This window comes from Serratia sp. SSNIH1 (genome assembly GCF_002935055.1).
In the GTDB taxonomy this organism is placed as follows: Bacteria; Pseudomonadota; Gammaproteobacteria; order Enterobacterales; family Enterobacteriaceae; genus Serratia; species Serratia nevei.
Genome location: NZ_CP026383.1, coordinates 2,611,431 through 2,625,553 on the forward strand (window position 1 = coordinate 2,611,431; position 14,123 = coordinate 2,625,553).

13 protein-coding genes and 1 pseudogene are annotated in these 14,123 nt (G+C 61.4%); 6 read left to right on the forward strand and 8 right to left on the reverse strand.

Annotation, left to right across the window (positions count from 1 at the left end; translation table 11 throughout):
* The first annotated feature begins 293 nt into the window (after positions 1–293).
* On the forward strand, positions 294–1,313 hold the full coding sequence (locus C3F38_RS12590; protein ID WP_038877795.1) for an ADP-ribosylglycohydrolase family protein: 1,020 nt from the start codon (positions 294–296) through the stop codon (positions 1,311–1,313).
* 21 nt (positions 1,314–1,334) lie between these two features.
* On the opposite strand, the pseudogene C3F38_RS26850 reads toward C3F38_RS12590, so the two are convergent.
* Positions 1,335–2,099, reverse strand: a pseudogene (locus C3F38_RS26850) (GntR family transcriptional regulator).
* Between the two features lie 135 nt (positions 2,100–2,234).
* On the opposite strand from C3F38_RS26850, the gene C3F38_RS12600 reads away from it, so the two are divergent.
* The 3 genes from C3F38_RS12600 (at position 2,235) to C3F38_RS12610 (ending at position 5,037) form a co-directional block, all read left to right on the forward strand.
* Positions 2,235–3,749 (forward strand): PLP-dependent aminotransferase family protein, encoded by a 1,515-nt coding sequence (locus tag C3F38_RS12600; protein ID WP_055316628.1) that lies wholly within the window; start codon positions 2,235–2,237, stop codon positions 3,747–3,749.
* Positions 3,750–3,864: 115 nt separating this feature from the next.
* Positions 3,865–4,317 carry a GNAT family N-acetyltransferase gene (locus C3F38_RS12605; RefSeq protein WP_055316630.1) on the forward strand — a complete coding sequence of 151 codons (453 nt, stop codon included), beginning with the start codon at positions 3,865–3,867 and terminating at the stop codon, positions 4,315–4,317.
* A gap of 15 nt (positions 4,318–4,332) precedes the next feature.
* Complete coding sequence (locus C3F38_RS12610) at positions 4,333–5,037, forward strand: GNAT family N-acetyltransferase (RefSeq protein ID WP_055316632.1); 705 nt, start codon at positions 4,333–4,335, stop codon at positions 5,035–5,037.
* A gap of 48 nt (positions 5,038–5,085) precedes the next feature.
* On the opposite strand, the gene purB is transcribed toward C3F38_RS12610, so the two are convergent.
* Together purB and hflD are read right to left on the reverse strand one after the other, a co-directional pair.
* Positions 5,086–6,456 carry an adenylosuccinate lyase gene (purB, locus tag C3F38_RS12615; RefSeq protein WP_033638215.1) on the reverse strand — a complete coding sequence of 457 codons (1,371 nt, stop codon included), beginning with the start codon at positions 6,454–6,456 and terminating at the stop codon, positions 5,086–5,088.
* 22 nt (positions 6,457–6,478) lie between these two features.
* Positions 6,479–7,105, reverse strand: a complete 627-nt coding sequence (gene hflD / locus C3F38_RS12620) for a high frequency lysogenization protein HflD (RefSeq protein ID WP_038877781.1) — start codon at positions 7,103–7,105, stop codon at positions 6,479–6,481.
* Between the two features lie 331 nt (positions 7,106–7,436).
* Here hflD and kup point away from each other — a divergent pair, with 331 nt between their 5' ends.
* A complete protein-coding gene (gene kup / locus C3F38_RS12625) occupies positions 7,437–9,305 on the forward strand; it encodes a low affinity potassium transporter Kup (protein ID WP_047727716.1) in 1,869 nt (622 codons plus the stop codon).
* Positions 9,306–9,353: 48 nt separating this feature from the next.
* Here kup and mnmA read toward each other — a convergent pair whose 3' ends face one another.
* The 4 genes from mnmA to rluE all read right to left on the reverse strand — a co-directional run bounded on the left by mnmA (position 9,354) and on the right by rluE (position 12,004).
* Positions 9,354–10,454, reverse strand: coding sequence for a tRNA 2-thiouridine(34) synthase MnmA (gene mnmA / locus C3F38_RS12630; protein WP_015377608.1), 1,101 nt, complete (start codon positions 10,452–10,454; stop codon positions 9,354–9,356).
* A gap of 106 nt (positions 10,455–10,560) precedes the next feature.
* Positions 10,561–11,007 (reverse strand): NUDIX hydrolase, encoded by a 447-nt coding sequence (locus C3F38_RS12635; RefSeq protein WP_025302526.1) that lies wholly within the window; start codon positions 11,005–11,007, stop codon positions 10,561–10,563.
* A gap of 9 nt (positions 11,008–11,016) precedes the next feature.
* Entirely contained in the window at positions 11,017–11,355 is a 339-nt protein-coding gene (locus tag C3F38_RS12640; RefSeq protein WP_038877774.1) for a lysozyme inhibitor LprI family protein, read from the reverse strand.
* Between the two features lie 22 nt (positions 11,356–11,377).
* The gene (gene rluE / locus C3F38_RS12645; protein WP_055316634.1) at positions 11,378–12,004 is read right to left on the reverse strand and encodes a 23S rRNA pseudouridine(2457) synthase RluE; all 627 of its coding nucleotides are present in this window, start codon (positions 12,002–12,004) and stop codon (positions 11,378–11,380) included.
* Positions 12,005–12,135: 131 nt separating this feature from the next.
* Here rluE and icd point away from each other — a divergent pair, with 131 nt between their 5' ends.
* A complete protein-coding gene (gene icd, locus C3F38_RS12650; RefSeq protein WP_015377612.1) occupies positions 12,136–13,389 on the forward strand; it encodes an NADP-dependent isocitrate dehydrogenase in 1,254 nt (417 codons plus the stop codon).
* An 83-nt stretch (positions 13,390–13,472) separates the two neighbouring features.
* Here icd and uspF read toward each other — a convergent pair whose 3' ends face one another.
* Positions 13,473–13,928: a universal stress protein UspF gene (gene uspF, locus C3F38_RS12655; RefSeq protein ID WP_038877769.1), complete on the reverse strand. Its 456-nt coding sequence runs from the start codon at positions 13,926–13,928 to the stop codon at positions 13,473–13,475.
* Between the last annotated feature and the right edge of the window lie 195 nt (positions 13,929–14,123).

Consider the following 14,123-nt stretch of genomic DNA (forward strand, 5'->3'; position numbering starts at 1 on the left):
CGCGGCCACCTGAACCATTTTGGCAAAAAATGCTGAGGTTATGGTAGGTATAACCCGCTCGGCCCGCAAGAGAGCCGAAGCAATGTATTAAAATAAGCGTTATCAATTTGTTCGCTGACATTATTGGCAAGCTCTGATAAACGTCGGATAAACAGCGGCGGGGCAACGTTAAACGCACCTTAAACGCGGTGGGCATTGCCGGCAGGCGGAAGGGTGAACCGGATCGCTTGAAAAGCTTTAAAGGTACTAATAAGGTATTATTGATGTATCGGCACACTTTTCAGGAGCGACGGATGAAGCAGTTAACCCAGGCAGAACGCATAGCGGGCGCACTTTACGGACAGATGCTGGGCGACGCGCTCGGCATGCCTTCCGAGCTGTGGCCGCGCGAGCGGGTTAAGCGCTACTTCGGCTGGATAGACGGCTTTCTCGATGGGCCGCAGGAGAACACCGCCGCCTGCTACTTCAAGGCCGGGCAATATACCGACGATACAGCGATGGCATTGGCGTTGGCCGATGCGCTGCTGGAAGCGGAAGGCGAGGTGGTGCCGGAACTGATTGCCCGCAACGTGATCCGCTGGGTGGACGGTTTTGACGCCTTCAACAAGAACATTCTCGGCCCCAGTTCCCAACTGGCGCTGAGCGAGCAGAAAGCGGGCACGCCGATCGCCGAGTTGGAAAACAACGGCATCACCAACGGTGCGGCGATGCGCATTTCGCCTTTGGGCTGCGTGCTGCCTTCCGCGCCGCTGGAGGATTTCTACCGGCAGGTGTGGCTGGCCTCCAGCCCGACGCACAAATCCGACATCGCCGTCGCCGGTGCAGTGGCGATCGCCTGGGCCGTCGCGCGGGCGGTGGAGGGGGCACAATGGGCCTCGATTCGCCTGGCGTTGCCGGAGGTGGCGGAGTATGCCCAGCGCCGGCAGGAAACGACGTTCAGCCCTTCGCTGGCGGCGCGCATCGAACTGGCGTTTCAGGTGGTGGATGAAGCCGCTGACACCGAGCAGGCCTCCGAACGGGTGTATCAGCTGATCGGCGCCGGGGTGAGCACCATCGAGTCGGTGCCCGCGGCGCTGGCGATGGTGCAGCTGGCGCAAACCGATCCGACCCGGTGCGCCGTGCTGTGCGCCAACCTGGGCGGTGACACCGACACCATCGGCGCGATGGCCACCGCGATTTGCGGCGCGCTGCACGGCGCAGAAGCGATCGAACCCGGATTGCTGGCGGAGTTAAAACGGGTGAATCCGCTGGATATCGAGGCTTACGTTCAGGCGTTCGCGCGTTTTCGCCGCCGCCGACAGGGTGAGGCGTAAGCGACCGCGTGACGCAACGGATCAGCTTTCGCTGGTAAACTCGTACATGTCGCTGCGGCAGAAGCTTTCGCTGTATTCGATCGGCTTTTTATGGTGGTCGAACAGCGTCTGGCGCACGATCAGCAGCGGCATCGGCTCCGAGAGCCGCAGCGCCTGACGGATATCGTCGTCGGCCATCGCTGCGCTGACCTGGCTGCGCAGCGATCCCATCTCAACCTTATTGCGCCGGAAGTAGTCGTACAGCGAAATGCCAATCTCGTCGACGTTGGCAATTGCCGTCACCACCACGTAGGACACCGCCACCGACATTGGCCGCCGATCGATCAAGTGAATGCGTTTGAGTTTGTAGATCGGCGTTCCGGCCGCCAGCTGGAGCTTTTCAGCCAGTTCAGCGCCGGCGGGCATCCGCTCGCGGCTGATCCACTGGGTGTCCGGCCGGCGCCCCTGCTGTATCACCTCGCGCGAGAATCCTTTGACGTCCGCCAATGAATAGAACAGCTTCGGCTCGGGCCGCTGCGGTTGGATAAAAGTGCCTTAACCGCGCGAACGGCCGATGATGCCATCCTGTTCGAGGCAGGCCAGCGCTTTGCGCACCGTGATGCGCGAGATGCCGAGCCGTTCGGTGAACAGGCGCTCGCTGGGCAAAAAATCCCCCGAATTCAGCAACCCTTGTTCGATGGCCTGGCGCACCGAGGCGTTGAAGCGCAAATACAGCGGCATCGCGCCCGCGCTGGCCAGATCCTGCTGCAGTTTGTCCAGCAGACGCTGGTTGGTCTCCTTGCTCATAGCCGACGGAAGTCCTGTAGCCGCAATGCGATGGCTTATTTAAGGGGATTTCGCCGGGCAGCGCAACTGCCGCCGCCGGGGTGAAATGAGGTAGAGTAGTGCGTCGGCCCCCAGAGCCAGGAGAAGCAATCCCCCATGAGTGACACCCCACGACACGCGGACGACGCGGCAATCCTGGCCGCCTTCGCGCAGCAGCGTCGGCAAGGTCTGACCCGGCGTTCGGCGCTGCATCAGGCTCTGTTGCAACTGATCGCCGCCGGAGAACTGCCCTGGCGGACGAAGCTGCCGCCGAGCCGTGCGTTGGCGGCCCGGCTGACGGTGGCGCGCGACACGGTGGAACAGACCTACGCGCGGCTGGAGGCGGAAGGGTTCATCAGCCGATCGGTGGGGCGCGGCAGCTTTGTGCGTTATCGCTGCGACACGCTGCTCGGCCGCGAACTGCTGGCGACGGCGACGGGGCAAGAGGCGCGGCTGGCGGAACGCGAGCTGAGCGATCGCGGCCGGGCGCTGCTGGCGGTCAGCCATACGCCGCACACCTGTCGCCAGGCTTCGCTGACGCCTTCGCTGGCGGATCTGCGGGCGTTCCCCATCGAGCAATGGCTGCAGCAGGAAAAGCAGGCGCTGCGGCGGCACGGCGAGCGATTGTTGGGGTATGCCGATCCGCAAGGGCTGCCGGAGCTGCGCGCGGAGATCGCGCACTATCTGCAGCGGGAGCGGGGCATCAAGGCGACGGCGGAACAGGTGATCGTGGTGACCAGCTCTCAGCAGGCGCTGGCGCTGTGTACCCAGGTGCTGTTCGATCCCGGCGATGCGGTGTTCGTCGAAGAGCCGGGTTATCAGGGAGCGAAAAAACTGGTGCAGTCGGCGGGGCTGCAGGCGCGGCCGATCGGCATCGACGAGCAGGGGCTGGACGTCAGGCAGCTGATGCAGGCCTCGGGCAGCGGGCGCGGCGTTTATATCACGCCGTCTCATCACTACCCGCTGGGGTATTCGCTGAGCCTCGATCGGCGGCTGGCGCTGTTGCAGTGGGCGCAGCGGCAGCGCGCCTGGATCATCGAAGACGATTATGACGCCGAGTTCAACTACGACCGGCAAACCAAGGCGGCGTTGCAGGGGTTGGACGGCGGCGGGCGCACGCTGTACATCGGCACCTTCAGCAAGACGCTGTTTCCGGGGCTGCGTATCGGCTTCATGATCGCGCCGCCGCAGCTGGTGCGGCCATTGGTCGCCGCCAGACAGTTTCAGGACGGCTACACGTCGGCGCTGGCGCAGATGACGCTGTTCCACTTCCTGCACGAGGGGAGCTACGCCGAGCATCTGCGCAATATGCGCACGCTGTACAAGGCGCGGCTGGACGTGCTGTACGACGCGGTGCATCGTCACCTTGCGGCCTGGACGCGCCCGGCGCTGCCGCAGGGCGGGCTGCAGCTGGTTTGCCCGTTGGCGGATGCGGCGACGGAGCGGCGGCTGGTGGCGGCGGCGGCCGAGCGGGGAATTCGGCTGTACGGCCTGGCGGACTTCTACACCGGCATGCCGCAGCGCGGGGCGTTGGTGCTCGGCTTCTCGGCCTATACGCCGGATGAGATCGTGCGCTTTATCGCCACGCTGGCGCAGGTGTTCAGCGCGCTGCCGGTGGAAAGCGACGGTTAAAATTGGTCTGCTCTGCGTTTTGAATTGGTCCGTATTGCACTGTCTCCGCGCGGTGTATTCTGCCGCTATCCGATTATTTCCCTAATGGAAATAATATCTTACTCAGAGAGGCGCTATGAACCCATCAAACCCTAAAGTGACTATCCGCAGAATCAATGGCGACGACAAAGCGCAATGGCTGGCGTTGTGGCAGGGCTATCTCGATTTTTATCGCGCCGACGTGGCGCCGCAGGTGACCGAGCGCACCTTCGAACGCCTGGGGCAGGATGAACAGGTGTACGGGCTGGTGGCGGAGGATGCCGAGGGCCGGCTGCTGGGGCTGATGAACCTGGTGTTTCATCCGTCCACCTGGAGCGCGGTCGGCTATTGTTATATCGAAGATCTCTATGTGTCGCCGCAGGCGCGCGGCCGCAAGGTGTCGGAAAAGCTGTTCGAACAGGCGTATCGGCTGGCGGAGGCACGCGGCAGCGATCGGGTCTATTGGATGACCCAGGAGTACAACGCGCCGGCGCGCTCGCTGTACGACAAAATCGGCAGAAGAAGCTCGTTTATCGTTTATACCCGTTAACTGCAGGAGGCGTGTATGGCAATGAATCGTTATGGTCAGCCGGTTGGCGAACCGATGCCGGATTGGCAGCCGGCTCGCCGCCCGGGCGGCGCGACGCTCGGCGGGCGTTTCTGCTCGCTGGCGCCGCTCGAGCCGCAGCGGGATTACGCCGCGCTGTTCGAGGCGTTTCAACTGGCGCCGGACGGCCGCGACTGGACCTATCTGTCTATCGAACGGCCCGATACGCCGGCGGCGATGCTGCAACATCTGGAGACGCTGCAGGCCAACCCGGCGCTGGTCAATCTGACGGTGTTCGACGCCGCCAGCGACGCGCCGGTGGGCACGGTGGCGCTGATGCGCATCGACGAGGCCAACGGCGTGCTGGAGATCGGCCACGTCAGCTGGTCGCCGTTGATGAAACAGCGCTCCAGCGCCACCGAAGCCATCGCACTGCTGCTGCGCTACGCCTTCGACACGCTGGGCTACCGCCGCTGCGAGTGGAAGTGCGACAGCCATAACGCGCCGTCGCGCCAAGCCGCGCTTCGCTTCGGTTTTCGCTACGAGGGTAACTTCCGTTTCGCGGTGATCGTCAAGGGGCGCAGCCGGGATACCGACTGGTTCGCCATCACCGCCGACCGTTGGCCGGCGGTGCGTCAGGCGCTGGCGCGCTGGCTGGGCGCGGACAACTTCGATGCGCAGGGGCGGCAGATAGCCAGGCTGCAGGTGTTGCGCGGCGAATGATAAGCAAAAAGGCGGCCCAGGGGCCGCCTTTTTATCGGGCTAAAGCGCTTACTTCAGCTCGTCGACCATGGTAGTGGCGCGGCCGATGTAGTTGGCCGGGGTCATCGCCTTCAGACGGGTTTTCTCTTCTTCCGGCAGCGCCAGGCCATCGATGAACGCCTGCATGCCGGCGGCGTCCACGCGTTTGCCGCGGGTCAGCTCTTTCAGCTTCTCGTATGGCTTCTCGATACCGTAGCGGCGCATCACGGTCTGGATCGGCTCGGCCAGCACTTCCCAGTTGTGATCCAGTTCGTCCAGCAGGTGCGCCTGGTTCACCTCCAGCTTGCTGATGCCTTTCAGGGTGGCCTGATAGGCGATCAGCGCGTAGCCCAGGCCCACGCCCAGGTTACGCAGCACGGTGGAGTCGGTCAGGTCGCGCTGCCAGCGGGACACCGGCAGTTTACCCGCCAGGTGGCCCAGCACGGCGTTGGCCAGGCCCAGGTTGCCTTCGGAGTTTTCGAAGTCGATCGGGTTGACCTTGTGCGGCATGGTGGAAGAGCCGATTTCGCCGGCGATGGTCTTCTGCTTGAAGTGGTTCAGGGCGATGTAGCCCCAGATGTCGCGGTCGAAGTCGATCAGGATGGTGTTGAAACGCGCTACGCAGTCGAACAGCTCGGCGATGTAGTCATGCGGCTCGATCTGGGTGGTGTACGGGTTCCATGTGATGCCGAGCGAGGTCACGAACGCCTCGCTGAACTGGTGCCAGTCCACTTCCGGGTAAGCGACGATGTGGGCGTTATAGTTGCCGACCGCGCCGTTGATTTTACCCATGATCTCCACGCGCTCCAGCTGGCGGTATTGGCGCTCCATGCGGTAAGCCACGTTGGCGAACTCTTTGCCGACGGTCGACGGGGTCGCCGGCTGGCCGTGGGTGCGCGACAGCAGCGGAATATCGCGGTATTCCAGCGCCAGCCCTTTCAGCGCGTCGATGATTTTGCGCCAGTATGGCAACACCACGTCCTGACGGGCGCTTTGCAGCATCAGCGCGTGCGACAGGTTGTTGATGTCTTCGGAGGTGCAGGCGAAGTGGATGAACTCGGACACCGCGTGCAGCGCAGGCACCGCCGCCACTTTTTCCTTCAGGAAATACTCGACCGCTTTCACGTCGTGGTTGGTGGTGCGCTCGATGGTTTTGATGCGCTGAGCGTCTTCTTCATTGAATTCCGCGACGATTTTGTCGAGGAAAGCGTTTGCGTCGGCGTCAAAAGCGGGAACTTCCTTAATTTCTGCGCAGGCCGCCAGTTTTTGCAGCCAACGTACTTCAACCTGTACGCGGAATTTCAGCAGACCGTATTCGCTGAAAATGGGGCGCAGTGCGCTGACTTTATCACCGTAGCGTCCATCAACGGGGGAAACGGCGGTCAGTGAGGATAATTCCATCGGTAGCAACTCCTGGGATCGATTAACAATGAGCAACGATATTTTGCGCCTGTTTGAACAGACGATTACGGGAAAACATTAACTGCAGGCGGCTGCCGCCGACCTGTTGCCACAGCACGGCGGCGCGAATGCCGGCCAGCAGCGTGGCGCGAACCTTGGCCTGCACCTGCGGGTTCTGCAAGATTGCCGGCGAGCCGGTCACCTGGATGCGCGGCCCGAGCGGGCTGACCACGTCGACGTAAATGCCGGCCAGCGCGCTGATGATGGTGTCCGACTCAAGATCGAAGTGCGCCAGCTGGCGCTCGAGCTGGCCGAGGCGTTCGCCGAGCGTGTTCATCGCCGGTTTGTTGGCGTTAAGCTTGCGCTCCAGCACCATCAGGCTGATGGTGTAGCGGGTCAGTTCCGCACCCGGCCCTTTGTTGTTGGCGTTAAGCACGCCCATCAGGGTTTCGAGGCCGACCATCAAATTGCGTTCTTCACCGCCGAACACCGCCAGCGTGGAGGGCGGGTCCATCTGCAGCAGGCTTTTCAGCGAGGTTTGAAAGGCTTCGCGGTTGCATTGCCCTTCATGGGCCAACTGCTGAACCAAACGCGCCGCCTGGCTGATACCCGCCATGGCCAGCGTGATGTCATAATAATTCTTCGCCACGATTACTCCTGTAAACGCTGTGAACGGTACATGGCTTACTGCATAAGGTTGTGTGTATCGCCAGGATAACGGCGGCGGCCGCGAACGGGAACGATCGGGCGTGGCTGTAACAACGATGACAACGAATGCCGCGGATCATGCCACAAAATCGAGGGTAAACCCAGCGTCTAATACGCCCGTAACGAGGCGGAGGCGCCGTGCGGCGCAGAACTGTGCAAATAGGAGCCGAAAATCTCCGGCGTAGCGACGCGAACATATTGTTGCGGCGGCAAATAAAGTGCGGCGGCTGCATCTATACTGCCAACGTGAGCCCTCAAATAAAGACCTTTATATGCACGTAAAAAACAAGCAGCCGCTGCCGGCGGTGACGCTGGCGGCCATCGGCGTGGTGTACGGCGATATCGGCACCAGCCCGCTGTACACTCTGCGCGAATGCCTGACGGCAGAGGAGGGCATCACCATGACGCCGGCCTCGATCTACGGCTTTCTGTCGCTGATCTTCTGGCTGCTGACGCTGGTGGTGTCAATTAAATACATTTGTTTCGTGATGCGCGCCGACAACGACGGCGAGGGGGGGATCCTGACGCTGATGTCGCTGGCGATCCGCAAGCTGGATGCGCGCTGGGTGCCGGCGGCGGTGCTGATCGGGCTGGTGGGCGGCAGCTTCTTTTATGGTGATGGGGTGATCACCCCGGCCATTTCGGTGCTCTCGGCCATCGAGGGGCTGCAGATTATCGCCCCCGAGCTGGACCGCTTTATCGTGCCGCTCTCGCTGCTGGTGCTGACCGCGCTGTTTGCGATCCAAAAACACGGCACCGGCAGCGTCGGCAAGCTGTTCGCGCCGGCGATGGTGATCTGGTTCCTGACATTGGCGCTGCTGGGCATCGGTGGCATTTTGCATCACCCCGGTGTGCTGCGGGCGTTGAACCCTTACTGGGCGGTGAATTTCTTCCTCGAGTACAAGACGGTATCGTTCTTTGCGCTGGGCATGGTGGTGCTGTCGGTGACCGGCGCCGAAGCGCTGTACGCCGATATGGGCCACTTCGGTAAAAAGCCGATCCGCCTGGCGTGGTTTACCCTGGTGGCGCCGTCGCTGGTGTTGAACTACTTCGGCCAGGGGGCGCTGCTGCTGGCTAATCCGGCGGCGATCAACAACCCGTTCTTCCTGCTGGCGCCGACCTGGGCGCTGATCCCGCTGCTGGTGATCGCCACGCTGGCGACGGTCATCGCCTCGCAGGCGGTGATCTCCGGCGTGTTCTCGCTGACGCGCCAGGCGGTGCGGCTGGGCTACCTGCCGCCGATGCGCATCATTTATACCTCCGATCAGGAGTCCGGGCAGATTTACATTCCGGTGGTGAACTGGCTGCTGTTCGCGGCGGTGCTGATCGTGATCATCAGCTTCAAACACTCCGGCAACCTGGCCTCGGCTTACGGCATCGTGGTGACCGGCACCATGCTGCTGTCGTCGATTTTGCTGAGCATCGTGGCGGTGAAAAACTGGGGCTGGCCGCGTGCGCTGGGCGGACTGATGTTGGTTGTCATGCTGTGCATCGACGTGCCGCTGTTCGGCGCCAATCTGATCAAGCTGGCGACCGGCGGCTGGCTACCGGTGGCGCTCGGGCTGACCATTCTGCTGATCATGCTGACCTGGAAGACCGAGCGTTCGCGCCTGATCCGCCGGCTGCGCGACAACCAGGAAGGACTGACCGCGCTGATCGAGTCGCTGGAGAAGGCGCCGCCGAAGCGGGTGCCGGGCACCGCCGTGTTTATGGAACGCACGCCGCACGCGGTACCGCTGGTGCTGTTGCACAACCTGAAGCACAACAAGGTGCTGCATGAGCGCGTGGTGCTGCTGACCATCGTCACCACCGACATGCCGTACGTGCACAACGTGCAGCGGGTGGCGATCGAACAGCTGTCGGCGAGCTTTTGGCGGGTGGTGGCGAGCTACGGCTGGCGCGAAACGCCCAACGTGACGGACATCCTTTACCGCTGCGGCCTGGAAGGGATGAGCTTCACCATGAACGAGACCTCGTTCTTCATGTCGCGCGATACGCTGGTGCTGGGCAAACGGCCCTGGTATTTGCGCATTCGCGGCAAGGTGTTCCAGCTGTTGCAGCGCAACGCGCTACGGGCGCCGGACCTGTTCGAAATCCCGCCGAACCGGGTGATCGAGCTGGGGGCGCAGGTGGAATTCTGAATAAAAAAAACGCTGCGGTAAACGCAGCGTTTTTCTTTTGCCGGGCAGTTACGCCAGGCGCTGTTCGATGATGCCGCCGCCGAGGCAGATTTCGCCCTGGTAGAACACCGCCGACTGGCCGGGGGTGACGGCGGAGACCGGTTCGTCGAAACGCACTTCGATGCGTTCGTCGTCGAGCGGGGTCACGGTGCAAGGGATATCCTGCTGGCGATAGCGGGTCTTCACCGTGCAGCGGAACGGGCCGCTCAGCGGCAGGCGATCCACCCAGTGCAGCTGCTGTGCGATAAGGCCGACGGACATCAGGCGCGGATGATCGTGCCCCTGTGCGACCACCAGTACGTTGTTGGCCACGTCTTTATCCACCACGTACCACGGATCTTCGCTGCTGTCTTTCAGGCCGCCGATGCCCAGCCCTTTGCGCTGGCCCAGGGTGTGATACATCAGGCCCTGGTGTTCGCCGACGGTCTGGCCGTCAACGCTGACGATCGGGCCCGGCTGCGCCGGCAGGTAGCGGCCGAGGAAGTCACGGAACTTGCGCTCGCCGATAAAGCAGATGCCGGTGGAGTCTTTCTTCTTGGCGGTGACCAGCTCCAGCTGCTCGGCGATGCGGCGCACCTCCGGCTTCTCCAGCTCGCCGACCGGGAACAGGCTCTGCGCCACCTGCTCGTGGCTCAGGGTGTAGAGGAAGTAGCTCTGATCTTTGTTACCGTCGACGCCGCGCAGCAGGCGGCTCTTGCCGTCCACGTCCTGGCGGCGCACGTAGTGGCCGGTGGCGATAAAATCGGCCCCCAGATCTTCGGCGGCAAACTCCAGGAAGGCTTTGAATTTGATCTCTTTATTGCACAGGATGTCCGGGTTCGGCGTGCGGCCGGCCTTGTACTCTTCCAGGAACAGCTCAAACACGTTGTCCCAGTATTCCGCCGCAAAGTTCACCGTGTGCAGTTCGATGCCCAGCTTGTCGCAGACCGCTTGCGCGTCGGCCAGATCGGTCGCGGCGGAGCAGTACTCTTCGTCGTCGTCTTCTTCCCAGTTCTTCATGAACAGCCCAGCGACCTGATAGCCCTGTTGCTGTAACAGATAGGCGGTAACGGAAGAGTCGACGCCGCCGGACATACCGACGATTACTTTTTTCTGGCTGTTGTCTGACATGGGGATCTCACGAACTTGAACACGAACCGTGCTGATAAAAACAAGCGCAGGATTTTACCACGTTGGCCGCGCCGGCGCACTGTTCATCTTGTGCTGCCCGGCGCCCTTAAAACGGCCAGGCGAAGCTGCCGACCAGCGACAGCGGGTAGCGCTCCGGCTGCTGGTAGCTGCGAATGCTCTCCGCCACCAGTGCGGAACGCAGGTTGGGCGCCTGCAAAATCTCGTCGGCGCTCAGCCACAGGCAGCGATCGATGTCGCTGTCGTGCGGCTCGGTCGGCAGCGGCTGTTCCAGCTCGATAACGAAGCAAAAACGCAGGAACGGCGTGCGATCCGGCGCGATCCACTGGTGCAGGCGCAGGAACGCCTGAGGCGTGGCGCGGATGCCTGTCTCTTCCCACAGCTCGCGTTCGGCAGCCTGTACCAGCGTCTCGTCGGCCTCGAGGTGGCCGGCCGGCTGGTTCCACAGCGCTTTGCCGTTGATGGTCTCTTCGACCACCAAAAATTTGCCGGCGGCGTGCACTACGCAGGCCACGGTGACGTGCGGTTTGAACATGCGCTCTCCTTACAGCGGTTTGTCGATGCGCTGGTAGATGTCGTCCAGTTCGGCGATGCGGGTGCGGTAGCTTTGCAGCAGGCAGGCGGTATCGCCGCCGCACCGCTGGCGTTTTGCCAGCCAGGCCTGCTGGCTGTCCTGCATCGCGCCACGCGCGCCCATGGCGAACAGGCCGCGCAGGAATTGGTACTTGGTGGCCATTTGCACATCCAGATCGTTCAGCGTGCGGTTGGCGCAGATGGCTTGCTCATCGCGGTTTGCCGCCTTGGCGCAGTCGAAGCTGGCGGCCTGGGCGGCGAACGGGGCCGCCAGAGCGGCGAGCAGTAGCGCGATCGGCGTGTATTTCATGGCGCCTCCATCGGTTATCGGTCTACAGAGAATCGATGCTTTTCCATTCACCAGGCTGCAGTGAACCCAGCGAAAGATTACCCATACTGTAGCGAATCAGGCGCAGGGTAGGGAACCCGATATGCGCCGTCATACGACGCACCTGGCGGTTTCGCCCTTCATACAGGGTGATTTTCAGCCAGCAAGTGGGGATGGATTTACGTTCGCGGATCGGTGGGTTGCGCGGCCACAGCCACTGCGGCTCGGCCACCAACTCCACCCCGGCGGGCAGCGTGGGGCCGTCTTTCAGCGTGACGCCGCTGCGCAATGGCGCCAGATTGCTCTCCTGCGGCGCGCCCTCGACCTGCACATAATAGATTTTGCCGGTGCGCTTCCCCGGCTGGGTGAGCTGCGCCTGCAGCTGGCCGTCGTTGGTCAGCACCAGCAGCCCTTCGCTGTCGCGATCCAGGCGCCCGGCGGCGTAAACGTCGGGGAAGGGGATGTACTCTTTCAGCGTGGCGCGGCCGGCTTCGTCGGTGAACTGCGGCAACACGTCGAAGGGCTTGTTGAATAACACAATTCGGCGCGGCCCTTTCGGCGCGGCGGGTTTGGCGGCATTCGGCTTGCTGAATCGTTTAACGTTGTGATTTCTAACAGAGAATTTTTTCATAACAGTTGAGATTACGGATGATAAGCGCATTATAACCGAATCCGTTTCGGATTGGCGCGGACCGAATATTCAAGTAGTATCTACACGCATCTTACAAAGCATTAACAAAATTGCGCTTGAAGGAGAGGTTGATGGAAAGCAAAGTAGTTGTTCCGGCAGAAGGTAAAAAAATCACGGTTGACGCCCAGGGTAAACTGGTTGTTCCTCATAACCCGATCATCCCGTTCATCGAAGGCGACGGCATCGGCGTTGACGTGACTCCTGCCATGATCCACGTGGTTGATGCGGCCGTTAAAAAGGCTTACCACGGCGAACGTAAAATCTCCTGGATGGAAATCTACACCGGCGAAAAATCTACCCACGTTTACGGTAAAGACGTGTGGCTGCCGGACGAAACTCTGGACCTGATCCGCGACTACCGCGTCGCCATCAAAGGCCCCCTGACCACCCCGGTCGGCGGCGGCATCCGTTCTCTGAACGTGGCCCTGCGCCAGCAGCTGGATCTGTACGTGTGTCTGCGCCCGGTGCGTTACTACCAGGGTACCCCAAGCCCGGTGAAACAGCCTGAGCTGACCGACATGGTGATCTTCCGCGAAAACGCCGAAGACATCTACGCCGGCATCGAGTGGAAAGCCGGCTCCGCCGAAGCGGACAAAGTGATCAAATTCCTGCGCGACGAAATGGGCGTGAAGAAAATCCGCTTCCCAGAGCAGTGCGGTATCGGCGTGAAGCCATGCTCCGAAGAAGGGACCAAGCGTCTGGTGCGTGCGGCGATCGAATACGCCATCACCAACGACCGTGACTCTGTGACCCTGGTTCACAAAGGCAACATCATGAAGTTCACCGAAGGTGCCTTCAAGGATTGGGGCTATGAGCTGGCGCGCGAAGAGTTCGGCGGCGAGCTGATCGACGGCGGCCCATGGCTGAAGATCAAGAACCCGAACACCGGCAAAGAGATCGTGGTTAAAGACGTGATCGCCGACGCCTTCCTGCAGCAGATCCTGCTGCGCCCGGCGGAATACGACGTGATCGCCTGTATGAACCTGAACGGCGACTACATCTCCGACGCCCTGGCGGCCCAGGTTGGCGGCATCGGTATCGCACCGGGCGCCAACATCGGCTCCGACTGCGCGCTGTTCGAAGCGACTCACGGCACCGCGCCGAAGTACGCCGGCCAGGACAAAGTGAACCCAGGCTCCATCATTCTGTCCGCAGAAATGATGCTGCGCCACATGGGCTGGTTCGAAGCGGCTGACCTGATCGTTAAAGGCATGGAAGGCGCCATCGCCGCCAAGACCGTGACCTATGACTTCGAACGCCTGATGGAAGGCGCTAAACTGCTGAAATGTTCAGAGTTTGGCGACGCTATCGTTAAGCACATGTAAGTGTGTTCAGCGCTTGAATGAGAGCGGGAGCCTTAGGGCTCCCGTTTTTTATTGTTCAAATATGAGTGAGGTATCGGACAGGCTCAGCGAGCGGCGTTAGCCGATTCACGCACGACCAGCACCGGGCAATTGGCGTGGCGGACAACGGCGGTGGCATTGGAGCCGAGGAGGTAAGTGATCGCAGAAGGGCGGTTGGAACCCATCACAATAATCTCCGCGTTAAGCGCATCAGCAAGTTCCAGGATCTGATCTTTAGGATCGCCGACGGCAACGTGCGTGGTCACTCTATCTTCAGGCACGCTGAATTGTTTTGCCGCTTTTGCCAGCCCCTCGGTCGCTAGCGCAATGGTTTCATCTTTGGTTTCCACCGCCGCGGTGGCGGCAAAGCCGAAGGCCGCGTAGGTGGCGCGCGACGGGATCACCGCCAGGAAATGGACGTGGGAGTCTTCGAGCCTGGCGAGCGCGTTGACATGCGGGATGACCTGCTGTGTTAATTCCGGCTCGGTAATATCCACGGGAACCAAGATTGTTTTATACATACTCCCTCCTTATCGTTATCAAAAAACTCCACTTTTTGGATTATAGCTGCTTGATGCAGGGAAAGGAGAGATCCCTATGGCAAACCTGAGAACGTTGGCGCTAAATGTCAGGTGTTTATCGGTGTTATCGTTAAATTCACGCAAGCGCGCCGGTTTTTTGAGTAGAAAAGGAGCCATTGGCTCCCTTGGTTTTAG